The sequence below is a fragment of the Nocardioides sp. genome (genome assembly GCF_036493135.1).
Lineage (GTDB): Bacteria > Actinomycetota > Actinomycetes > Propionibacteriales > Nocardioidaceae > Nocardioides.
This window is the reverse complement of sequence record NZ_DASXQG010000102.1, coordinates 1-21,159: the sequence shown is the minus strand read 5'-3', so window position 1 is coordinate 21,159 and position 21,159 is coordinate 1. Positions and strand designations below refer to the sequence as shown.

The 21,159-nt window shown below is 68.1% G+C and carries 22 protein-coding genes; 11 read left to right on the top strand and 11 right to left on the bottom strand.

The annotated features are described in order from the left end of the window. Positions 1-42: 42 nt before the first annotated feature. Together VGJ24_RS19450 and VGJ24_RS19445 are read right to left on the bottom strand one after the other, a co-directional pair. Complete coding sequence (locus VGJ24_RS19450; RefSeq protein ID WP_331502302.1) at positions 43-900, bottom strand: NAD(P)-dependent oxidoreductase; 858 nt, start codon at positions 898-900, stop codon at positions 43-45. Positions 901-950: 50 nt separating this feature from the next. Then, positions 951-1,430, bottom strand: coding sequence for an SRPBCC domain-containing protein (locus tag VGJ24_RS19445; RefSeq protein ID WP_331502301.1), 480 nt, complete (start codon positions 1,428-1,430; stop codon positions 951-953). 171 nt (positions 1,431-1,601) lie between these two features. On the opposite strand from VGJ24_RS19445, the gene VGJ24_RS19440 reads away from it, so the two are divergent. The 6 genes from VGJ24_RS19440 to VGJ24_RS19415 all read left to right on the top strand — a co-directional run bounded on the left by VGJ24_RS19440 (position 1,602) and on the right by VGJ24_RS19415 (position 5,226). Next, positions 1,602-2,282, top strand: a complete 681-nt coding sequence (locus VGJ24_RS19440; protein ID WP_331502300.1) for a calcium-binding protein — start codon at positions 1,602-1,604, stop codon at positions 2,280-2,282. A gap of 119 nt (positions 2,283-2,401) precedes the next feature. Beyond that, entirely contained in the window at positions 2,402-2,743 is a 342-nt protein-coding gene (locus tag VGJ24_RS19435) for a metalloregulator ArsR/SmtB family transcription factor (RefSeq protein ID WP_331502299.1), read from the top strand. Further along, complete coding sequence (locus tag VGJ24_RS19430) at positions 2,740-3,240, top strand: SRPBCC domain-containing protein (protein ID WP_331502298.1); 501 nt, start codon at positions 2,740-2,742, stop codon at positions 3,238-3,240. The genes VGJ24_RS19435 and VGJ24_RS19430 overlap by 4 nt, the downstream gene beginning before the upstream one ends. 149 nt (positions 3,241-3,389) lie before the next feature. Continuing rightward, positions 3,390-3,785, top strand: coding sequence for a fluoride efflux transporter CrcB (gene crcB, locus VGJ24_RS19425; protein WP_331502297.1), 396 nt, complete (start codon positions 3,390-3,392; stop codon positions 3,783-3,785). Further along, positions 3,779-4,150 (top strand): fluoride efflux transporter CrcB, encoded by a 372-nt coding sequence (gene crcB, locus VGJ24_RS19420; RefSeq protein WP_331502296.1) that lies wholly within the window; start codon positions 3,779-3,781, stop codon positions 4,148-4,150. The genes crcB (VGJ24_RS19425) and crcB (VGJ24_RS19420) overlap by 7 nt, the downstream gene beginning before the upstream one ends. Beyond that, the gene (locus VGJ24_RS19415) at positions 4,147-5,226 is read left to right on the top strand and encodes a DUF190 domain-containing protein (protein WP_331502295.1); all 1,080 of its coding nucleotides are present in this window, start codon (positions 4,147-4,149) and stop codon (positions 5,224-5,226) included. Before crcB (VGJ24_RS19420) ends, VGJ24_RS19415 begins: the two co-directional genes overlap by 4 nt. Here VGJ24_RS19415 and VGJ24_RS19410 read toward each other — a convergent pair. Continuing rightward, positions 5,223-5,402: a hypothetical protein gene (locus VGJ24_RS19410; protein ID WP_331502294.1), complete on the bottom strand. Its 180-nt coding sequence runs from the start codon at positions 5,400-5,402 to the stop codon at positions 5,223-5,225. The genes VGJ24_RS19415 and VGJ24_RS19410 overlap by 4 nt on opposite strands. On the opposite strand from VGJ24_RS19410, the gene VGJ24_RS19405 reads away from it, so the two are divergent. After that, the gene (locus VGJ24_RS19405) at positions 5,401-5,739 is read left to right on the top strand and encodes a hypothetical protein (RefSeq protein WP_331502293.1); all 339 of its coding nucleotides are present in this window, start codon (positions 5,401-5,403) and stop codon (positions 5,737-5,739) included. The two genes, VGJ24_RS19410 and VGJ24_RS19405, sit on opposite strands and share 2 nt — an antisense overlap. Before the next feature lie 135 nt (positions 5,740-5,874). Here the strand turns inward: VGJ24_RS19405 and VGJ24_RS19400 are convergent, their stop codons facing one another. From VGJ24_RS19400 to VGJ24_RS19380, 5 genes are read right to left on the bottom strand one after another with little or no spacing between them, the layout of a single operon-like run. Further along, the gene (locus VGJ24_RS19400; protein ID WP_331502292.1) at positions 5,875-6,954 is read right to left on the bottom strand and encodes a sulfite oxidase; all 1,080 of its coding nucleotides are present in this window, start codon (positions 6,952-6,954) and stop codon (positions 5,875-5,877) included. 47 nt (positions 6,955-7,001) lie between these two features. Next, positions 7,002-7,862 (bottom strand): enoyl-CoA hydratase/isomerase family protein, encoded by an 861-nt coding sequence (locus VGJ24_RS19395; protein ID WP_331502291.1) that lies wholly within the window; start codon positions 7,860-7,862, stop codon positions 7,002-7,004. A 34-nt stretch (positions 7,863-7,896) separates the two neighbouring features. Continuing rightward, positions 7,897-9,237 (bottom strand): Dyp-type peroxidase, encoded by a 1,341-nt coding sequence (locus VGJ24_RS19390; protein ID WP_331502290.1) that lies wholly within the window; start codon positions 9,235-9,237, stop codon positions 7,897-7,899. A gap of 21 nt (positions 9,238-9,258) precedes the next feature. Continuing rightward, a complete protein-coding gene (locus tag VGJ24_RS19385; RefSeq protein ID WP_331502289.1) occupies positions 9,259-10,383 on the bottom strand; it encodes a DUF4331 family protein in 1,125 nt (374 codons plus the stop codon). Between the two features lie 7 nt (positions 10,384-10,390). After that, the gene (locus VGJ24_RS19380; protein ID WP_331502288.1) at positions 10,391-10,939 is read right to left on the bottom strand and encodes a hypothetical protein; all 549 of its coding nucleotides are present in this window, start codon (positions 10,937-10,939) and stop codon (positions 10,391-10,393) included. 835 nt (positions 10,940-11,774) lie between these two features. Here VGJ24_RS19380 and VGJ24_RS19375 point away from each other — a divergent pair. The 4 genes from VGJ24_RS19375 to VGJ24_RS19360 all read left to right on the top strand — a co-directional run bounded on the left by VGJ24_RS19375 (position 11,775) and on the right by VGJ24_RS19360 (position 17,367). After that, the gene (locus VGJ24_RS19375) at positions 11,775-13,118 is read left to right on the top strand and encodes a hypothetical protein (protein WP_331502287.1); all 1,344 of its coding nucleotides are present in this window, start codon (positions 11,775-11,777) and stop codon (positions 13,116-13,118) included. Between the two features lie 43 nt (positions 13,119-13,161). Further along, on the top strand, positions 13,162-14,604 hold the full coding sequence (locus tag VGJ24_RS19370; RefSeq protein ID WP_331502286.1) for a hypothetical protein: 1,443 nt from the start codon (positions 13,162-13,164) through the stop codon (positions 14,602-14,604). Beyond that, positions 14,604-15,914 carry a CHAT domain-containing protein gene (locus VGJ24_RS19365; protein ID WP_331502285.1) on the top strand — a complete coding sequence of 437 codons (1,311 nt, stop codon included), beginning with the start codon at positions 14,604-14,606 and terminating at the stop codon, positions 15,912-15,914. Before VGJ24_RS19370 ends, VGJ24_RS19365 begins: the two co-directional genes overlap by 1 nt. 61 nt (positions 15,915-15,975) lie before the next feature. Further along, complete coding sequence (locus tag VGJ24_RS19360) at positions 15,976-17,367, top strand: hypothetical protein (protein ID WP_331502284.1); 1,392 nt, start codon at positions 15,976-15,978, stop codon at positions 17,365-17,367. Between the two features lie 502 nt (positions 17,368-17,869). Here VGJ24_RS19360 and VGJ24_RS19355 read toward each other — a convergent pair. The 3 genes from VGJ24_RS19355 to VGJ24_RS19345 form a co-directional block, all read right to left on the bottom strand. Beyond that, entirely contained in the window at positions 17,870-18,160 is a 291-nt protein-coding gene (locus tag VGJ24_RS19355; RefSeq protein ID WP_331502283.1) for a hypothetical protein, read from the bottom strand. Between the two features lie 140 nt (positions 18,161-18,300). Continuing rightward, a complete protein-coding gene (locus VGJ24_RS19350; RefSeq protein WP_331502282.1) occupies positions 18,301-19,887 on the bottom strand; it encodes an MFS transporter in 1,587 nt (528 codons plus the stop codon). Between the two features lie 509 nt (positions 19,888-20,396). Beyond that, entirely contained in the window at positions 20,397-20,867 is a 471-nt protein-coding gene (locus tag VGJ24_RS19345; RefSeq protein WP_331502281.1) for a hypothetical protein, read from the bottom strand. Positions 20,868-21,159: the final 292 nt, after the last annotated feature.

Below are 21,159 nucleotides of genomic sequence, written 5' to 3'. Positions count from 1 at the left end.
CGTCGCGCTCGGAGGCGGCGCGGCGGCCGAGGTGAGCCGGAATCAGCGGTCGAAGGCCGCGCGCACGGCCGCCATGTCCGCGCCACCGAGCCCGCGCTCGGAGGCTCGGTCGTAGAGCGCCAGCAGCGTGGCCAGGAGATCGTCGGGGAAGCCGTTCTCCCGCGCAGCGTCCACCATCAACCCGACGTCCTTCACGACGCTGTCCAGGGCGAACGCCGGGTCGTCCCAGGTCCGCTCGGCCATCAGCACACCCTTCCCCTGGGCGTACGGCGAGTCCGACGCGCCGCCTGTGATCGCCTCCAGGAACAGCCGCTGCTCGAGCCCCAGCGACTCGGCGAAACCCATCGCCTGGGCGGTCGCGGCACACAGTGAGGCCACCCAGGAGTTCACCACCAGCTTCAGGGCACTGGCGTCGCCGAGCCGGTCGCCGAGCTCGAGGGTCCGGGCGCCGATCGCGTCGAACGCCGGTCGCGCCTGCTGCCTGGCATCCGAGGCGCCGGAAACGAGCACGGTGAGCCTGCCGTCCTCGGCGGGCTGCTTGGTGCCGAGCACCGGTGCGTCCAGCAGCCGGTCGCGGACCTCACCGGCCGCCTCGGCGATCCGACGCATCCCCTCCGGACCGACGGTGGTGCTCTGCGCCCACACGGCGTCTGCCCCGAGGGCACCGACCACCTCACCCGTCACGTCGAGCACACTGGCGGTGTCGAACAGCATCGTGAACACGACGTCGACGTCCAGCATCGCGTCGCCGATGTCGCCGCACGCGGTGATGCGCTCGGCGGCGACCGCCTCCGCGCGCGACGTCGTCCTGTTCCAGACCGACACGTCGTGCCCCTCGCGGGCGAGCGAACGGGCCATCGCGGCCCCCATGATCCCGGTTCCGATGACGGCTGTACGCATGGCTCGATGCTGCCACCGGCGTCATCGCGGCTCGGCGTGGGGTGTCGTCCTCAGCCTCGAACCGCGGCCACGTTGTCGCGGGTGCGGTGGTCGAACGTGCTGGGGCGGCCGGTGCCGGTCTCGACCAGCTCGCGCAGGCTCTGGCCGACGTAGAAGTCCCAGCCCTGGACACAGACGCCGTAGCACTCGTGGTCCTCGACCAGCCCGACGTGGGTGAAGGTCAGCGTCGTTCCGCGGTCGCTCGGCCGGATCTCGAACACCATCCGCGTGCCCACCCACTCGGCGGGGTCCTCGGTGAACGAGAACCGGTTCTGCAGGACCGTCCACTCGACCCGCTCCCCCGGCACCGCCTCGGTCACCCGGATGCGGCAGTCGTGCACGTCCTGGTAGGCGTAGTCGAACTCGCTCCCGGCGGTCGTGGTGTCGCCGACGACCTTCTCCGACCACCAGCCACGTACGTCGATCACCGCGTCGTACACGCCCTCAGGGGTGTGGTCGAGGCTGATCGTCGTCGAGTAGTCATGGGACATGATCGTCTCCTATCTGCAATCGTTGAGTTGCAGTTATTTAAGCCGCTGAAGGACTGCAAGTCAATGGTTGCAGTATGCCCAAGTCCCTATCGCTGGTGCGAGTGAGCGGCGCTACAGTGTCCTCGCCGTTGGGGGCAACGAGCTCGGGAAGCGACACCTGGGGGAAACCACATGCCTCGTCTTGGATGGTCCGGTCTGGCCGCGTCAGCGGTCTTCGTGATGGCCTCGGTCGGAGTACAGGCCCAGAGCGTGGGGGCACCCTCGGCCACCTGTGCCGGCCACCGGGCCACGATCGTCGGGACCTCACACAATGACGTCCTCAAGGGGACCAAGGGGCCTGACGTCATCGCCGGCCTCGGAGGGAACGACAGGATCCTGGGCAAGCGCGGCAACGACATCCTCTGTGGCGACGACGGGACCGACAAGATCCTCGGAGGCCGGGGCAACGACCACCTCTCCGGGAGCCGGGGAGCAGACCGACTGGTCGGGCAGCGAGGACGCGACGTACTGCGCGGAGGCGACCGCGACGACGTGCTGTTCGGCGGGCGCCTCAACGACCATCTCTCCGGCGGTCCCGGCAACGACATCCTCAAGGGTGGCAAGCGCGGCGACCGCCTCTCCGGCGGGATAGGTGACGACACGCTGGACGGCCAGAACGGCAGCGACACCATCTTCGGCAGCGCCGGAAACGACACCCTCCTGGCCGGCATCGGTGCCGACCACCTCACCGGTGGCCCCGACAACGACTCGCTGAACGCCCTGGACGGCATCGGTGACGACAGCCTGCGCGGCTCGTCGGGGACGGACACCTGTCAGGCCGATCATGGTGACATCGTCCACGGCTGCCCCTGATCCCGGCATCGGGTTCACGCCACACTGCTGAGAGCCCAACTCCCGAGCGCTCGGCGCGGCCGGCTGGCGGTAGCCATCTGCGGCCTTGACATATGTCGATATCGGAATATGTTGGTTCGATGGCCCGCTCCCCCGCGACGTCGGATGTCTTCAACGCAGTTGCCGAGGCGCGCCGTCGCGAGATCCTGGACGTGCTGATCACCGGCGAGAAGGCGGTCGGCGCGATCGTGGACGACCTGTCGATGTCCCAACCTCAGGTGTCAAAACACCTGCGAGTGCTCAGCGAGGTCGGACTCGTGAGCTGCCGGGCAGAGGGGCGTCATCGGCTCTACCGCCTGGAACCCGCGCGTCTCCGGCCCTTTCACGAGTGGTTGTCCCGGTACGAGCAGGCGTGGAACGACCGCATGGATCGAGTCGATGACTACCTCATTGAGCTACAACGACAAGGAGATCCGCAGTGACACCCCATCGGCACGGGTCGTCGATCATCGAGTTCCCCAACGATCTCGAGATCGTCCACACCCGACTCTTCGATGCTCCGATCCAGCTCGTCTTCGACGTGTTCACCAAGGAAGAGCATGTGCGCAAGACCTTCGCTCCGTTCGGGGAGGAGGTGACGGTCTGCTCGATCGACCTGCGTGTGGGAGGCAACTACCACTTCGTCATGGTGACCGACGACGGAACCGAGTGCTCGTTCCGGGGGACCTTCTTGGAAGTCGAGCCGCCGAACCGGACCGTCCAGACCTGGCGGTTCGAGGGGTGGCCGGATGCGGAGGCCGTCGAGACGATGGATCTGCACGAGACCGACGGCGTGACGACGTTGACGTACAGGCTGGCGTTCCGTGACCAGGCCGGCCGCAACCACATGACCAAGTACGACGGACTCGAAGCGAACTTCGACCACGTGGAAGACCTGTTGAGATCACTCGTGGATCCAGAGGGACCTGTCTCTGGATAGGTGAGCGTCGAGCCTCACTTCAACGCCATCCTCCGGCCCGGGTGAGTGTGGGTACGGCGAACGCGAGCGTGAGCGCGCGCCACTAGGGTGGCGGTCGGGACGCTGGTGTGGTTGGTCGACGGCGGCCGGACGAAGAACGGTGACTAGCTGTGGGGCATGACCGGCGCGAGCTGCTCGCGATCTTCGTCGGCGGTGCCATCGGAGCCTGGGCCCGGGCCCTGGTCGGCATGGGGCTTCCCACCCCCACCGGTGGCTGGCCGTGGGCGACGTTCCTCGTCAACGTGGTGGCGGCGTTCATGCTGGGGTACTTCGCCACCCGGCTCTTGGAGCGGCTGCCGGCCTCGAACTTTCAGCGTCCCTTTTGGGGGACGGGGCTGTGTGCTGGGCTCAGCACGTTCTCGACCATGCAGGTCGAGGTCGTTCGGTTGTTCGAGCACGGCGCATGGGCGGTCGCGGTGTCCTACGTGCTGGCGAGCCTGGTCGCCGGTCTCCTCGCCCTGCACCTGGCCACCGCCATGGTCCGCCGGGCGGTGGTCCGGTGGTAGCTGACGTGGTGCTGTGGGGTGCCTTCTCGGTCAGCGCCGGCGTCGGCGCGCTGTTCCGGTTCCTGCTCGACGGCATCGTCAGCCGGCGCGTGCCCACGTCGCTGCCGCTCGGGACGATGGCCGTGAACGTGACCGGGGCGTTCGCTCTGGGCGTCCTGGACGGCTCGGCGGCCCCGACCCACGTGGTCTTCGTGTGCGGGACCGGACTGATCGGCGCCTACACGACGTTCAGCACGTGGATGTTCGAGACTCAGCGGCTGACCGAGGAGCGGCAGGCGACCAGGGCGGCCCAGAACGTCGTCGTGAGCTTGATCGTGGGGGTCGCCGCGGCAGCCCTGGGTCTGTGGGTCGGAGGCAGGTTGTGATCGACGACTGGACGAAGGTCACCAGCTACTTCGGCGAACGTCTGCGAGTCGACGGGCGATTGTTCTCCGACGTCCTCCTGGACACCTTCGAGGAGCATGAGGTGTCCACGAGCATCGTGCTGCGTGCCTCGGGCGGGTTCGGTCTGCGGCACCATCTGCGCACCGACCAGACGCTGACGATGTCGGAGAACCCGTCGGTGATGGTGGTCGCGGGCGACTCACGTTCGCGTATCGAGGCGCTCCTCCCGCGTCTGGCAGAGCTGCAGCCACGCGGGATGCTGACGGTGGAACGGGCCTGGGCGATGCGTGGGGACGTGACACCCGAACCGATGCCCGAGGAGCTCAACGAAGCGACCAAGCTGACCATGTACGTCGGCCGGCACGACCGAGTGGCAGGTCGGCCGGCGTACGTGGCGATCTGTGACCTCCTCCACCGTCGCGGTGTGGCCGGCGCGTCGGTGCTGTTGGGCGTCGACGGCACGCTCCACGGCAGCCGCCAGCGAGCCAGGTTCTTGGACCGCAACCTCGAGGTGCCGTCGATGTTGCTCGCCGTCGGCGCCGGGGAACGCATCGAAGAGGTCCTGCCCGAGGTCATACCTCTGTTGCGGCGGCCGATGATCACTGTCGAACGGGTGCGCGTGTGCAAGCGCGACGGTGCGCTCCTCGCCCGCCCTCACGAGCTACCGGCCACCGACGGCGCCGGCCTGGGCCTGTGGCAGAAGCTGATGGTCTACACCTCCGAGTCCCAGCTGCACGACGGCCTGCCCGTTCACAGGTCGATCATCCGGCGACTGCGTCAGACCCAGGCGCGCGGCGCCACCGTTCTGCGGGGGGTCTGGGGCTACCACGGCGACCACGAGCCACACGGTGACCGGTTCACGCAGTGGGGGCGTCGCGCCCCGGTCGTGACCGTCGTGGTCGACACGCCCCAAGGCATTGCGTCGTCCTTCGACGTGATCGACGAGCTCACCGGCGAGCACGGCCTGGTCACCTCCGAGATGGTCCCGGCCCTGCAGTACTTCGATGTCGGCCAGCCCCGGCGCGGAGGACTGCGGATGGCCAGGCACCGCTACTAGGCAACGGTCGGCGCGATCGTGGGCAACACGCCGGTTCCGCGCACATCGAGCAGCAGACTCAGTTCACCACCTTCCTCGCCGCGCTCGGCTCGGTGGCGCTGACGCTCCTGGCCGGCGCAGAGATGGCCGGCCGCCGAGATCGCCGTCGTCGCGGGGCGGCCGTAGGCTTGAGGCATGCCTGACGCGCCCGATCACCCCATCGCCTACACGGCGCTCCGACCGGGCACGCCGGTGCAGACGAGTGAGGGGTACCGGTTCGCCACGGTGCAGGCCGTGCTGGTCGACGAGAAGGTCTCCGTGTTCGACGGCGTCGTCGTCGAGACGTCGGAAGGCACACGGTTCGTCGACGCCGATCACATCGGCTCGATCTACTCCACCTACGTCTGCACGACACTTTCCGCGCAGCAGGCTGCGCACCTCCCGCTGCCCGACGGATCGAACCTGGTCGACATCAAGCCGACGAGGTCGATGGCCGATCGGTTGGGCCGCATGTTCGGTCGGGGGAAGCGGTAGCGCCTGCGCGCGCACGCCGCAGTGAGCGATGAATCAGGACGAGGAGCCGCCGTCGCCTGAGGTTCGAGTCGCCGCAACGACTGCCGCTCCTCCTGCCAGGAGCGCCAAGGCTGCGAGCCCCGGTTCCCTCCGCGATCAGTGTCGGTCGACGAAGAGGACCTCGATGGCGTTGTTGCCGTAGCCCAGCCGGTTCCACGGCGGTACGTCGGGCTGAACGTTGCCCGCGGCGTCGGTTGCGCGGGCACGGAGGGTGTGACGTCCGATGTCGTTGCTGTCCCAGACGAATGACCAGTCCTGCCATTGGTAGGGCCCCGACGGCGGGTCCAGCCGTGCCGGGTGCCAGTCGCCTTCGCCGGTGAGGCTGATGTCGACCTGGGTGATTGGTCCGGTGCCCGACCAGGCCTTGCCCCGGACGGTATGGGGACCGAGAGGGAGGACGGTGCCGGGAGCGGGGTCGGTGATGCGGGCCCGGACGCGCATGAGGGTCACCGGTTCGTGGGGGCGATCGGGCCACTGGTAGATGTAGTGGCCGGTTTGGAACTCGCCGGTGTAGGGCTCGGTCAGGACGTCGATCCGGCTGAGCCACTTCACCGAGGCGACGGCGTACCAGTGGGGCGCGACGATCCGGAACGGTGCGCCGTGATCGGGCGTCAACGGTTCGCCGTTCATCTCATAGGCGACCAGGATCGCCGAGGACGGGTCGGCTGCCTCGACGAGGGGCAACGCGCGGACGAAGGTGAGGTCGTCCTGTTGGGTCTCCGGGAGGATCGCCTGCAGGTGGTAGGGGCCGTGATCGGCACCTTCGAACCGGACGTCGACTCCCAGGGCCGCAGGCTGGGCCAACGCGAGTACGTCGCTGAGCAGGGCGCCGGTCCACCGTGCCGTCGACACGGCGTAGTCGCCCCACGGTTCGCCGGTGGGAAGCGGCTTCATGTCCAGGCGTCCGTTCCCCGCACATTCCAGGGTGACCGCCTGCTCGTGGGCCGGCAGTGCGCGGAGGTCGTCGAGGGTCAGCGTCGTGGGGTTGTCCACGGCACCGCCGATCTCCAAGGTGCCATCGTGCGTTGGCAACGCGAAGTTGCTCCGCACGTAGTGGAGCTCGGTGGGGGTGATGTTCCCGACGAGGGCCTCAGGCGGTGCCTCGGCGTTGTAGGGGGCCGGATTGATCATCTCCAGCGCGGCGCGTGCCGACTCGACTTCGCTTGCACCAGTCATGGGCTCGGTCTTCCTCTCGGTTGGTCGTGGAGGCGGGCGCTCGTGCCTCAGAAGTCGGCGTCGTCGAAGGTCGGTTCTCGGCTGTCGTTGAAGGCTCCGATTCCTTCGACCCGGTCGGGGTGGACGGCCGAGCGCCAGTGTGCGTCCATCATGATGGCGATCGCCTGCTCGATCGGCTGCCCTTCGCCCAGGTGGACGGCGCGTTTGACCGATTGGACCGCTGTCGGTGAGTTGCTGGCGATCTTGTCCGCGATCCGTCGTGCGGCCGGCATCAGGTCACCGGGAGGATGGATCTCGTTGACCATGCCGAGACGGTGGAGCTCCTGGGCCGGAACCGGGTCGCCGGTCATCAGCATCTGCAGGGCCTTGCCGCGGGGCAGGAGCCGTGGCAGCAGAGCAGGTGAGCCACCTCCGGCGGCGAGGCCGAGCATGGCTTCGGGTTGGCCGAAGGTCGCCGTCTCGGATGCGATGATGAAGTCGGTGCTCTGGGCCAGCTCACAGCCCCCGCCGTAGGCGATGCCGTTGACGGCAGCGAAGATGGGCTTGCGCAGCTGGCGCACGGTGTAGAGGGTGCGGTCGAAGGCCTGGCGCTGTCGGAGCCAGTCCTCCTTGTCCATGCTCTTGCGCTGCCGCAGGTCGCTGCCGACCGAGAAGGCCCGGTCGCCGGCCCCGGTCAGGATCACGACCCGGACGGCGGTGCGCACCGCGATCGTCTCGACGATCTCGGTCAGCTGGGCGCCCATCTCGGTGGTGATCGCGTTGTCGGCGTGGGGTCGGTTGAGGGTGACCACTGCCACCTGGCCGCCGTCGAGGAAGTCGAGGAGCACGGGGGCTTCGGTCTCGACGAGGTCTGCAGGGGGTGGTCCGAAGTCGAGGGACCGCCATCGGTCCGTGCCGGATGAGCTCATCGCTGTGCGGTCCTCTCTCGTGGGTGTCGAGTGTTCACGTGTCCAGCTCCGAGAGCCAGCGCATAGCGTTCAAACCGGGGGCGAAGAGGTACTCACCACCACGGGTGACCACGAACGGCGGCAGGTTCTGGAGCTTGCGTCGGATCGGGCGCTGGGGAATGGTGAACCCGCTCGACTCGTCGTTCGGTCCGACGAGTGGGTCCCTCTCCTCCGGAGCCCCGATGAAGATGCCGTCGTTGAGCCACTGGGTCTTGACGAACTCGAACTGGCGCTTGAGGTGCGCCCCGGCGAACACGAAGATGATCCCCCGGTCTTCGCCGTCGTCCTCGAGCTCGCCTGGGGGCAACATCGGCCCGTAGCTCGTGCCCCGGCGGATCATGCGGTGCAGCCGGACGTCCACGCTGCCGTCCTGGTACAGGGAGTCGCGCGGGTTGGCCCGCCGGGCATGGGCACCCACCGGACACTTGAACCCGCGGGCGTCCTCGGCGTAGAGGAAGTCGTTGTTGCGCTGGGGATCGGCACCGAGCTCCGGGTCATCGCGGTCCGGTGCCAGGACGAGCGGAGCACCGCTCTGCCAACGCCCTACCATCTTCGCGCCCAGGAGCTCCTCATCCTCACGGTTCGACGCCCGGTCGCGCAGGTAGTTCCGGTACGCCGCCACCTTCGTGTGCAGCTTCCGGAAGACGACATAGGTGCCGTTGCGACCCAGGACCTCCGGCATCGGCATCGGCGGCAGCTCGCCGGTCTCGTCGGGGTAGCCCAAGATGATCTCGCCGGCCTTGAGGGATGGCTCACGAGGATTCGTCGACGGTCTCCCGCTGCCCTCGACCGCGGGCTGGCCGATGCCGTCCCTGAAGCCGAACGAGGTCCGACCCGTGACGAGTTGGTAGCAGTCCTGACGCCAGACCACCTCCAACCCCGGCAGCTCGGCGTGGGCCCTCCGGGCCTGTTCGGCGGCGGCCTCGAGCCTGGCAGCGTCTGGGGACAGGGCCGCAATGGCCACGTGCACGTCAGTACTGCCCAGCGGCGCCTCCCAGTGCTCCGGACTGCTCTCACCCACGTCTCCGAGCACGGCGGCACGCGCCGCCATCCCCTCCCGGAACTCCGGAGCAAAACTGTCCAGTGACGTCTGCGGGACTCCCAGCGCCTCGAGACCGTGATAGCTGAACGCCACGGTGAGGGTGGTGTCGTCCGTCCGCTCGGACGTGCGCGAGGCAGTGGCGATCCGATGCAGCCTGCGGACGAGCTCCCTGCCATCGGCACGGTCCGTGATGCGCAACAGCAGATACTTGCCGACGTACGGCGAGGGACGCTCGGCCAGCGCACCGGCCTGGATGTCGTCGAGTTCAAGGTCGGGATGGTGTGCCGCGGGCATGGCGTCAGCTGCCTTCTGTCGCTAGTGGTGCTCGGGGGCCTCGGGCGGGTCCGGGTTGGGCGGCGCCAGGTAGGGGAACGTGCGGGTGGCCGGAACCGTCGCGGAGTCGACGCCGTCCCGGATGGTCGGGCCCTGGCCGGCGTTGACGAGCTGGGTGAAGATCGTGTCCATCACGTCATCGTTCAGCGTCCGTCCGCCGCAGGTCTGGTGCGGCTGACCGCGTCTGGCCGCGAGCTCGATCTCGAGAAACGAGCCCTGCTCGACGTAGGGCTTGGTGACGTCGACGACGAGAAAGTCGGCGAGGATGAGCTCCGTCAACGGATGGTTGCCGTCCTCGTCCGTCGGCCAGTCCGCCTTGCCGTCCAGGCCGTCCCAGAAGGCGAGGTTGGCGTTCAGACGGGCCCGGTAGGCACCTTCGTACGAGTCGCCGAGGTGGAAGGCGTCCTCCATGTTGTACAGGTCACGGATCTCCAGGTCCCGGTTCACCTGGTCGAACTCCTTCGGCGCCAGCATCATGTTCTTCACCTCGGGCCGGCCGACGCGTTCGATGCGGACGTTCAGGGGCCCTCGCGTCAGTGTCTCGGCGACAACACCCACGAGGACGGCGCCACCCAGGAGGCGCGCGTCGATCTCGACGACGATGCTCAGCACGTTCTTGCCGTCCAGGAAGATCGACCCGTGGTCGGTGAACGCGAGCTCGTGGGTCGCGAGCGTCGTCAACGCTGCGCGAGCGTCCATGATGAACGGATCCCACCTGGTGCCGGCGAAGACCCGGAGCCCGGCATCGGAACCGCCCTGCGGGTCGTTGACAACGAACGAGACCGACTCCCCCGTCGACGAGGTGCAGGTGCCCTCCTGGAACGGCTCGTCCGCGGCGGGTTCCGGGGCAGAGAAGACGCAGTCGAGTACCAGTCCCTCGTCGGCGGGGACGAACGTCCAGCGGTGACCGCTCGGACCGGTGAGCGACCGCAGCCTGAAGCGGTAGACGAGCCCCTTCGAGAACATGTCCGACGGCTTGGCCATCGGCAGCGTGTTCACGACGAGGACCAGACGATCGGCCCGCTCAGGGCTCGGGAACGCGTAGACATCGGTGATGTCCGCAATCGGCTCGGCGAGCGCGCGCGGCCCGGAGATGTGGTCCGACATCGGCCGGCTAGTCGCCAGCCTCGTCGAGTAGCGGCTGCATTGCTGGATGCTCGAGCAGCTCAGCGGCCGCGGGGTGGTCGAGCACCTGCTGGAATGCTGCATTCACCCGTTGCGCCTTCTTGATCTCCTTGACCGTGCCGCCGTAGTTGCGGGCGTACGCCGCTGCCGCCTGCTCAGCGCCCAAGACGAAGCCCTTGACAGCGGCCAGGTCCTGCAACCCGTCATAACCGTCGACGTGGTCGAAGATGACGTCGAACAAGGCAAGCGTCGGCCCGGAGTTGAAGAAGTCCTCCATGTAGGCGTCCCAGGGGCCGTCGAAGCTGGTGATGAAGGCGAGTCGGGTGTCGTCGTCGAACAGGACGAAGCGCGCTTCATGGATCGTCTGGATGGCTATCCCGTAGTCACCCGGCCGGTACCCGGGCGTGTTTTGGAGGGCCAGGAGGGCGGTTCGCAAGGACGGTGCCAGACCGGGCTTCACGTGGAAGAACAGGCTGAACTCGCTGGTGGGACCGACGCTCAGGCCGGGTTGCGACGATGCCGGTGCGGACGACGCCATGGGGCCTCCAAGGATCTCGTGATCGTGCCCGGACTGACCCGGATGGGCCCAGCGGGTTCGTTCACGCGCTCGAACGATTCCAGGCACAGCAGACGCTAGGCACTGTGGGTCCTCCGCACCTCATCCGTTCTGGGTGAGGGAGCCGACTCGCCCTGACGCCGGCGTTGGTCCCTTGCGCCCAGTGACCCCCCTCGGGGGGACCCGGACCGTGAGCACCCGCGACCTGGCAGCGATCGAGGCGCAGCGTCCACGCATTCCGCGACCCGCAGCTACGCCCGGCCGGCGAACAGCCGGCCGCCACCGCGCGGGCAGCACCACAACCGCCGCAGAGGCAGGTCCTGCCCTAGCGTGGCAGTGCCTGCGACCAGAGGTCGTCGGGCCGTCCGCTAGACGTTCAGACACTGGTCGATCAACGTGTTCGGGTGCACGCTCATGCCGGTGATCTCAATAGGTCAACTTCGGGATGACCGGTTCAAGTCCCAAACCTTTCAGGCCCGGCTTCCCGACGGAAACCGAGCCTGAAATTCGTAGCGGGGCAGAGTGTCGCGCTGACAGTGTCCTCCAAGCCGCCTCACCGAACCTGTCACCTGTTCCTGCAGCAGTCCCCCCATACAGCGAAGCGACGAACCAATTGATTGCCCCCGAATGGCTCGGCGTGGTGAATCCCAGTCGTCGTACAGCGACGCTGGTGGCCTGGCACATCAAGACGGTCGCCGGAAGACCTTTCAACCTCGCCTCGACAGTGTCACCCTGGTGAAAGAGTTCGGGCTCTCACGCTCGGTGTCGCAAGAGGAGCGGCTGGGCCGGCGACGTCCGGTCCGGCCGAACGGGGAAATTGATCGGACCTGCCGAACAGATCTCCATCGGCGGCGGAAAGTCTGCCGATCTCTACCTGCTGCGCTTCGACGAGAACGGACGTCTCAAGAGCCCACAGACCGCAGAGCTGGCCATCCAGGCCGCCCGGTCCGCCTCTGACGTGTTTTTCTTCTCGCACGGCTGGAACAACGTCTATGCCGACGCCCTCGCCCGCTACCGGGACTTCACGGTCGGGTTCGTCGCGCAGCGTTCGGCCCTCGCGCTCCCCGTCGCCGTCGGCTACAGGCCGGTGCTCATCGGGGTGATCTGGCCGGCCACGTGGTTCGTGCTGGACTCCGAGGAAGGACCCGACATCGCGGGTGGCGGGGCGAGCCAATTGGGCTACGAGCAGATGCTGGCCGAGGTCGTCGGCGGGATGCCGGCCGACCAGGGTGACGAGCTGACCGAGCTGCTTGACGGACAACGAGTGCTGTCGAAGGAGTCGGCAACCAAGGCTGCCGAGTTGGTCCGGTCGGCGCTCTGGTCAGCCGACGACCCGGATGCGGCGACCGAACCCCCCGACGTCGCGGCCGTGCTCTCCTCCTGGCAGGCGATCGCCGCCGGGGGGCAGCCCTTCGTCGAGGAGGACGAGACGATCGGCACGGTGGGAGCGGGACCTATCGTGACTGGACCGGTCGACGAGCCGGAGCAGGCGGGATGGTCCGGTCTAGACCCACGTGGCCTGCTGCGGATGGGCAGCGTGTGGCGGATGAAGGCGCGTGCCGGGACCGTCGGCACCTACGGCGTGGCTCCGGTCCTGGCGCGACTCCTCGAGACCAACGCGAGGATCCACCTGGCAGGCCACTCGTTCGGCGCACGCGTCGTGCTGTCGGCCGTGGCCGCGCAGCCCCCCAGCAGGCCCGCATATTCCATGCTGCTGCTGCAGCCCGCGGTCAACCGGTGGTGCTTCGCCGACAACGTCGCCATGACCGGCCGCGTCGGGGGTTACCGATCGGTCCTCGACCGGGTCGAGCGGCCGATCATCAGCACCATGTCGTCGGCCGACAAGCCGCTTCACGAGTTCTTCCACTTGGCGGTCCGCGGTGACTCGCTGGGTGAGGTGAAGCCGGCCGCGGTCGGTGACACCGAGAGGTACGGCGCCCTCGGCGGTTACGGGCCGGCCGGGCTCGGACCCCTCATGCGCGAGCACCCGCTCGTCATCCTGACGCCGGGTACTCGCTACGACCTCAACGGTCCGGTCCGTGTCCTCGCCGTTGACGGCTCCGCGCGAGACGGCAACGCTCCCGCGATCTCCGGCCACGGCGACATCTGCAACGGCTACACATGGTGGGCGCTGCACAACCTGGTGGACCCGCCGCCCTAGCGGGCCAGACGACCGACGGCGCCACACCCCGAGGGAGGGACCCATGGCGGAACGGATCATCACCACGTGGAAGCTCGCGGTGCTGCGGGCCTGGCTGGACTACACGCAACGCGCGCCGTTCGTGGGCACGCGGCTTGACGGATACGTCGAGGGAACCGACACCACCTATTGGAACCGGCAGGTCTCGCTGGAGGAGTTCGGTCTGAGCAGCTCCTCCGCCGTGCCAGAGATGGTGCGTCTGCCGCCTGACCTCATCGAGGCAGTGCAGTCGACCGTGAGTCAGAGGATGGAGCGAGAGACCGTCTTGTGGCTCCGGCTAAAGCCGCCCTACGGCTACCTGGGCGCGGCTCCCTGGGAGGACCTGGCGGCCGACATCGGCATTCCGGTGCTGCGAGTCCCGGACCGACTGCCCGCTGCCGCTCCCCTGGGCCTGACGTGGCGGGTCGCCCTGGCTGTCAATGCCCCGAGCAGAGCCAGCTGGGGGGCACGGCACGCACAGGGCTTCATCTCAGCCTTGCGCGCGACCTTCAAGTACGGCGTGGAGGTCGACGTCTTCGCCGACGCGCACACCCGTGACCTGCTGCTGCGCACCGCCAACGCGTTGGACGCGTCGGTGCGTGTCCACGACCCCGACGATGCGCGCGCGGCGCACGAGCGTCGTACTGCCCGCAGCGACAGCCCGTCGGCGCCGCGACGAGGCTCCGGTCTGCGCGCCTTCGACCCGAACACGGACCCCCGGCTGCTGTGGTCGGACTGGATCGCCGAGGGGCTCGGCGGGACGGCGGTCCGCGCCCTGCACTTCGCGTCCGAGGGGGTGGTCACGCCCGACCAGGCGGGACTGGCCATCACGCCCGATCCGGCTAAGGCCGCGACGGTCAGGAACAGCGCGTTCGTCGAGACCGCGGACCTGCGGACCCTCGCGGACCGGCTGGGCGCGTCGTTGGTCTCGATCGCCGCGCCGGAGGTGCGTGGCCCCGACATCGGGGCGCGGATGGTCGCGGACAGCCTCGGCCAGCTGAGATCCGGACCGACCATCTTCTCCTCCATCGACCGTGACCCCGGCGGCCAAGCCCTCGCGGACGTCCACCTCTTCTTGGCCCGGCCGGGTGAACGGCAGCTGCCGGCCCACCGGTCGTGGTTCGGTTACGTCCAGCCGGACTCGCTCCAGCGGGTGCTCGACGAGCCGCTGCAACGGTGGCACACCGACCAGGACGTCAACTTGACCCAGGCCGCGGTCGACCGCGGTGCCAGTGAGCAACCCCAGGAGCTCGACCCGGCTCTCACCTCGGCTTATCAGTACGTCGACAACGTGCCGGTGTGGGTAGCGTCGTCGTCGCGGTTCCTCGAGGCCAAGCAGGGCGAGCTCAACAGTCTGATCTCGCTGCCAGGCCAGGGAAAGGCGAGCAAGCTGGCCTACGACCAAGGGGCCTCGGAGGCCCTCAACGACATCCAGAACCTGCTCTCTCGGCACGTCAGGGGGACCTGATGCGACTCATCGTGAGCTTCGACTCGGTCGGCCAGACCGTGGTGGTGAAGCTGAACAGGAGCCCGGCGCCCGTCGACGGCATCAACCAGGGCCGGACGGTCCGCATCGGGGCGCTGCGAGGTGCGAACGCACGGGCCCGTGGCGAGGAGCTGGTCAAGCTGCTGGGGCGGCACGCGCCGGTCAAGCAGGCCCTGACCATGGCGCTGGCCCAGCCACCGGTAGCACCACCGCAGCCCATCTACCTCAGGGTGGTCGCCGACGTCGCGGACGCCCTGCCCTGGGAGCAGCTCTACTGGAAGGCGCAGGGGTTCTTGGCCCTGGACCCCAGGTGGCCGGTGGGCCGGATCGCTGCGGTCGAGTACGACGTCAACCCCCGCTCGTATCTGGCACCGTTCCGGATCGTCGCGGTGCTGTCCGCGGCGCAACGGGAAGGCAGCAGCCAGCTCGAGGCGCTTGCCTCGGCGGTGGCTGACGCCCGTGCGCGCAAGCTGGACGTCAAGCTGCACGTGATCACGGGAGAACAGGCCGTCCACGACCGGGTCGCCACGCTGGGCAACAAGAACGTGACCTGCGAGTGGATCGGCGCCTGGACGGACCGGGTGGTGCAGCAGATCGCCGACGCCAAGCCGAGCATCCTGCACATGCTGTGCCACGGCGACAACTCGGCCGGCGTACGAGGTCTCCGGCTTGCTTCCCAGCCGGACTTCCTGGGGCAGGCAGATGCGGGCAGCGTGCCCCTGTCGCTCGGCGAGCTCGCCCGGGCGCTGTCACTGTGCGACCCCTGGCTGGTCGTGCTGGCCGCGTGCGAAACGGCCGGGGTCACCGAGACGAGCGGCGCGTTCGCGCGCGGCCTCGTCGACAAAGGGATCCCTGCCGTTATCGGGATGCGCCGGCTCGTCGACCTCGCGGCGATGAACCGGTTCGCCGACGTCCTCTACCCCGAGGTGCTGACCACGGTCGAGGTAGCCTTGCGACCCGACCCGCACGATCCCGTCCGCACCATCGACTGGATCACCACGCTGACCGCACCGCGTCGAGCCGCGATAGTCGGCGTCGACCCGGCCCAGGACGACGCGTGGTCCGACCCCGTGCTCTACGCCCAGCAGGACCTGCTGCAGGTGTACGTGCCGACCAAGCAGCGGATGAGCGCCAGGGAGTACGCCCTGGCTGTCGGCAAGATCGACACCTGGGTTGTCTACCGACGGGGCCTGGACCCTGGCACGACGCCGGCCGAGGTGCTCGCCGAGATCGATGCCAAGATCGCCGAGCTACGGGCTCAGCTCCCGGACGAGCCCGAGCGGGACGGATGAGAGCGCGACACCGGCCGCAGACCGGGCTCGCGGCCCACCTCCGGGCCTCCGGGGACTGATCGTGAGCGACCTACCGCTCAGCGTCCAGATCGACGCGTGGCCAGGACAACCGGCCTTCGGGCCACTCGCCGGCGACGCGCAGAACTGGGGCTCCCGCACCGGCCTGCCACCGAGCCAGGCGGGCCTGGCCTTCACGAAGCCTGCGGACCCGACGGACTGGGAGCACGACGACGTCGGCTACGGCATCCTGCTCCCCGATACCCCCGACAAGCAGTGGTCCAAAGAGAAGGTCACGGGGGCCAACGCCCCGGAGCCCGTGAGGCGGTTGCTCGCGGCCCGCCCCAAGACTCAGCTGCTTTACTGGAACGCCGAGCTCAAGAACGTCTACGTCCGGCGGTACTTCGACGACGGCACGTCGAGCGACCCGCTGATCGGGCTGACCACGTTCGGGATAGCCAGAAACCGGCTTCCGATGTACGTCCTGATCGTCGGCTGCCCCGAGCGCATCCCCTGGAGCGTGCAGTATTCGCTATCTCTGCGGCACGCCGTCGGCCGCCTCCCGTTCGAGGACGACGCCGACCTGGCGTCGTACGTCGACGCGATGCTCGATGGCGACCACGGCTGGGCCTCCACACCGACCGACGTGACCTCGCCAGTGGTGTGGACAGTGGACAGGGGCGCAACCGACATCACCCGCCTGATGCGCACCGTCTTCTCAGCGCCACTGGTCAAGGCCTTCAGCGGTACCCTCGCCGGTCTCCGGACGCTCGACGATGCGGCAGCCACCGGCACCGGTTTCACCCAGGCCGTGACCGCCGCCCAGCCTGCCGTAGTCGTCACGTCCAGCCATGGCGCGACACCACTCGACCAGCAGCAGCTGAGCGCCTCACTCGGCCTGCCCATCGACGCCACAGATACCACGGTTCCACTGGCGGACCTGGCCGGCTCGCTGCCGGCCGGGTGTGTCTGGTTCGCGCAGGCCTGCTGTTCCGCGGGGTCGGCCGCCGACAGCAGCTACATCCAGCTCCTGGAGGAGGGATCTACCGCGCGCCTCGTCGTGGACGCGGTCGCTACCCTCGGCTCGACCGTGGCCCCGGCACCGCTGGCGCTCCTCAAGCGCCCCCATCCGGTCCGTGCTGTCTTCGGCCACGTCGAGCCCACGTTCGACTGGACCCTGAGGGACGGGGAGACCCACCAGCGACTCGCCAACGACCTGGTCACAGGGTTGAGTGAGAACCTGCACTACGGGCAGCCGCTGGGTTTCATCCTCGCGGCGTACCGTCAGGGGATCGGCGTCTTGACGACGAACTGGGTCGGGACCAACGAGCGCCTCAAACGCGATCACGACATCTCGGTGCTGCCCGCCCTGACCCGACTCCGCCTCACAGCGTGGGACCGTCAGTCCCTCGTGCTGCTCGGGGACCCGACCGTACGCATCCCACCACTCCCCTGAACGCCCTTTGTCATCGTCGGCTCACGCCCGACTCAACCGATGACGGTCAATTGCTGCGCAATAACGTTTGAGGTTGAGAAGTCCTGGGGCCGACGCCGTGACCTCGCTATGACCCTCTGTGCCCGACTCAGCGGATGTCCAAGTGGTTTTTCTCGGGGGTCGCTGGCGGTGCGGTCTGTGACCGTTCTGTGACCGTGGCCCTTCCGGCGGATCCGGCCGGGAGTGAGTTACACCCTCTGACCTGCACAAACGCGGTCGGGCTGACCGGATTTGAACCTGCGACCCCTTGACCCCCAGGTCGGCGCGATCGCGAGCTAGACGTGGATCGCTGTCTCTGACGTCATGATCCCTATGTTCCCTCCCGCTCAGTCCCGATCGTCTCGACCGACCTTGGTCCGTGCTTGGTCCGTGCTTGGTCCCCATGTTGTTCGGTTCACTGATGACATGACGACTCAACACAGCGCCGTGCTTGGTCCGTGCTTGGTCCGTCGGACGCGGCCCGTCAGTGCGCTCGTCGCTCTCGGGGCACTCCTCGTTCCCACCAGTCGACACACGCACCCGCAGCGATCGTCGCCGCGGTGAACTCGACGTCTCCCGTGTTACAGAACTTCCACAGCTCCTTAGCCGCCCGGCTGTATTGGAAGAGGACGCGGTCCGTCTCGAACGGATCCAGCTCGCCGGCACGGAAACGGTCGACGCCCTCGCCCACTCGCTCGACCAGGTCCGCCAACCGAGCCTCGTGGTAGGCCGCAACCGCTTCCTGCGCCGCTCTCCGCTCCGAACGTGGGCACATGCGCACGAGGCTAGGCGGTCCACCCCAGCGGCATAGCGTGCGGTTGCAGGGATCCGGAACGGACTTGTTCCTCAAGGGTGCCGATGATGCGCGCAACGTCTTCGTCCGCCCGACGTCGCCGCAGGCACGAGGGGCGCGTATCAGCCGGGCCCAGAGTTCTCAGCGGCAGTCGACTGCGCGGGATCCGGAAGGCGCATCATGCGGGATGCGATGGCCACGCCGACCAGCGCCGCGAGCAACGAGACGAGCAAGGCGACCTGGAGCGCAAGGTCCCGGGCGTCGTCGTTGATGTTGAGAATCTCTTGTCGAACGGGTTCGGGCTGGCCGGCGAGGAGGTCTCCGAGCTGGGTGTCGCTCATCACCTGCGCGTCGTCCTCGAGCACCGCGGCGACGCGCTGCTGGTCGGCGGCCGGCAGGACACTGCTCGACTCCGCCATGTTGGTGAAGGCGATCGACAGGGTGGCGAGCATGACCGCTCCGGCGAAGGCAAGACCGAACGACAGGCCGAAGGAGCCGGTGGCCGACGTCACGCCAGCCGCCTCGCCCACGCGTTCCTCCGAGATGGGTGACAAGGCGTAGTTGTTGAGCTGGGAGGCAAGGAGGCCAAGGCCGGCGCCCGCAAGCATCAGCGGAATCACGAGGTGCCAGCCGGAGTCAGCCCTGGGCACCAGCGGGATGAGGATGACGATGGACGCAGCGAGCAGCACGAATCCCCCGCGGATGATGCTGCTCGTCCTCCGGTTCCCCACTTTCCGTCCGGCGAGCAGGGCGACCCCGAACATCGTGAGGGACAGGGGGGCAAGCGTGATGCCGGCCTGGAGCGCGTTGTAGCCCCACACCAGCTGCAGGAAGATCGGCAAGGCGATCAGCAGCCCACCCAGGGCGACTTGCTGGAGCATGATCTGCGCGACGCCGTGGCTGAACAGCTTGGACTCGAACAGGCTCGGATCAAGCAACGTCGACTTGCCTTCATGCTTGCGTCGGAGCAGCCAGTACACCAGGCCCGCCATCGCGGCTGCCCCGACCGCGAGAAGCAAAGCGACGGACTCGCCGCCCTCCTGCCACACCAGGACACCGACGACGAGGCCACCCATGCCGATCACCGAGAGAAACGCCCCTGCGACGTCGACCGACCGATCGCCGGTGTACGGCACGTCACGGATGCCACGGCTCCCGACGAGCACAGCAGCGATGATGAGCGCCTCCACCAGGAACCCGACCCGCCACGACAGGAGGGTCGTGACGAAGCCTCCGATCAGCGGGCCGACCGCGGCGGCGATAGCGGCGGACGCGCCGACGAGCGCGAAGACTTTCGCGCGGGTCTTCCCCTCGAAGTTGCCGTGGATCAAGGACTGCATGGCAGGGAGGTAGAGCGAGGCGCCGAGCCCGCCGAGGATCGCCCAGAAGACGATGATCGCCGTCAACCCCTGCGCGAACACCATCGCAACGGCGCCGACGGCATAGAGCACCATGCCTGCGACGAACGCCCGCTTGCGCCCCCACAGGTCACCGACCTTACTGCTGATGAGGATGAAGGACGCCGACACGAGCGCCTCGATCGCCACAGCCGACTGCACTCCGCTGACAGTCGTATCGAGGTCGTGGACGACCGCCGAGATAGATACGTTCATGAACGACGTGTCGATCACGAACACAAACATCGCCGCTGCTAAGAGGACGCCCTCACGAGGAGTGCCGCTCGGGCTGTCAGCCGGCTCAGCGCTCACGGCTCGAGAACCTCGATGTGACGCGACGCCGGGTGAACACTCCGACCCGAGACCCGGGTGCTAAGCCGCGATCGAATGAAGTCTCCACTCCGTCGGCCTTCCACAGCGGCGAACGTACCGCGTTTGGTTGTGCCAGACGCGGACCGTCAGCACCAAGTGGGTCGGTCCCGAGAGATCGCTCCAACGATCTGCAGCAGGCGGCTCCCATCCACGCACCGTTACAAGGTCCCCGCGGGGAGCACACTCATCGGCGATCCGCTCACTCTGGGCATCCGTCAGGAACCGTGGGCGGGATGCGCCACTACGTGTCCGACAGTCACCAGGAGGGGCCAGGCGTGGCTCGTCGCGTGCTGATCCCACGAGCTGGGGTGAACTTCGTTGTCGGCGCCGCCACCCGACAAGCGGTCGACGCTCTCCTGGCGACGATCCGGCCCGTTCCACCAGGAACGCGGCTGCGCTGATCGCACCCCGGCAATGGGCGCCGGTCAGCGGCATGAGCGATCCTTGGGTTAGGGCTGGGGTCGATGCTCCGCTCGGCGCTCCTTCCAGGGTGCGTGTCGGCGGAGCTCGGACTGGATCTGGACCTCGAGCGCGTCGAAGGCCCGGCCAGCCTCGAACCTGCGCAGCGGTGCGGGCTTGCCGACGCCGTGGAACCCGCCCTCAGCTTGGAGGGCTCGGAACAGCCGGACGACGGTCGGGCTCGCGTAGCCGTTGGCTCGCGCGCCGAGGAGGGCGCGCTCCCTCGGTGGCAGGTGCGTGTCCGGCATCAAGGCGACGAGGGCGTCATGTTCGGCGACCGGATCTGCGCCTGATCGGTCTGGGTCCTCATCGGCGAACCGTTCTGCGTCGGCCATGGCCTCCGCCCTAGCCGCGTCCCGCTCAATGGCCTGGTGCTCCGCGTCGGCCTCTACCAGCAGGTCGACGTACAGGGCGGCCCGCTGCTCCCGGTACCAGCGCACCGAGTCCTGCCGGATAGCCAACCAAAGCCGGTTACCGGTACGACGACAGCAGCGATCACGAGGCCCGTGATGGCGACGCCGGTGCCGATGTCCATGATCCGATCCTCGTGGGGTCGACGGAGACGCTCGGGAGGCACGCCGACTTAGGTCCTCAGTAGAGGTGGTCGGTGCGTCCATGTCAGCGGCATGAGCGGTCGGGACTAGCGGGCGCTCGGTAGCCTCACAACCGTCCATCCGGGCGGGACTTTCGTGCTCCGAGGGATGCAGACCTGATGGTGCTGGCTGTCGAGGACGACCGTCGTGTCGCTCGCGC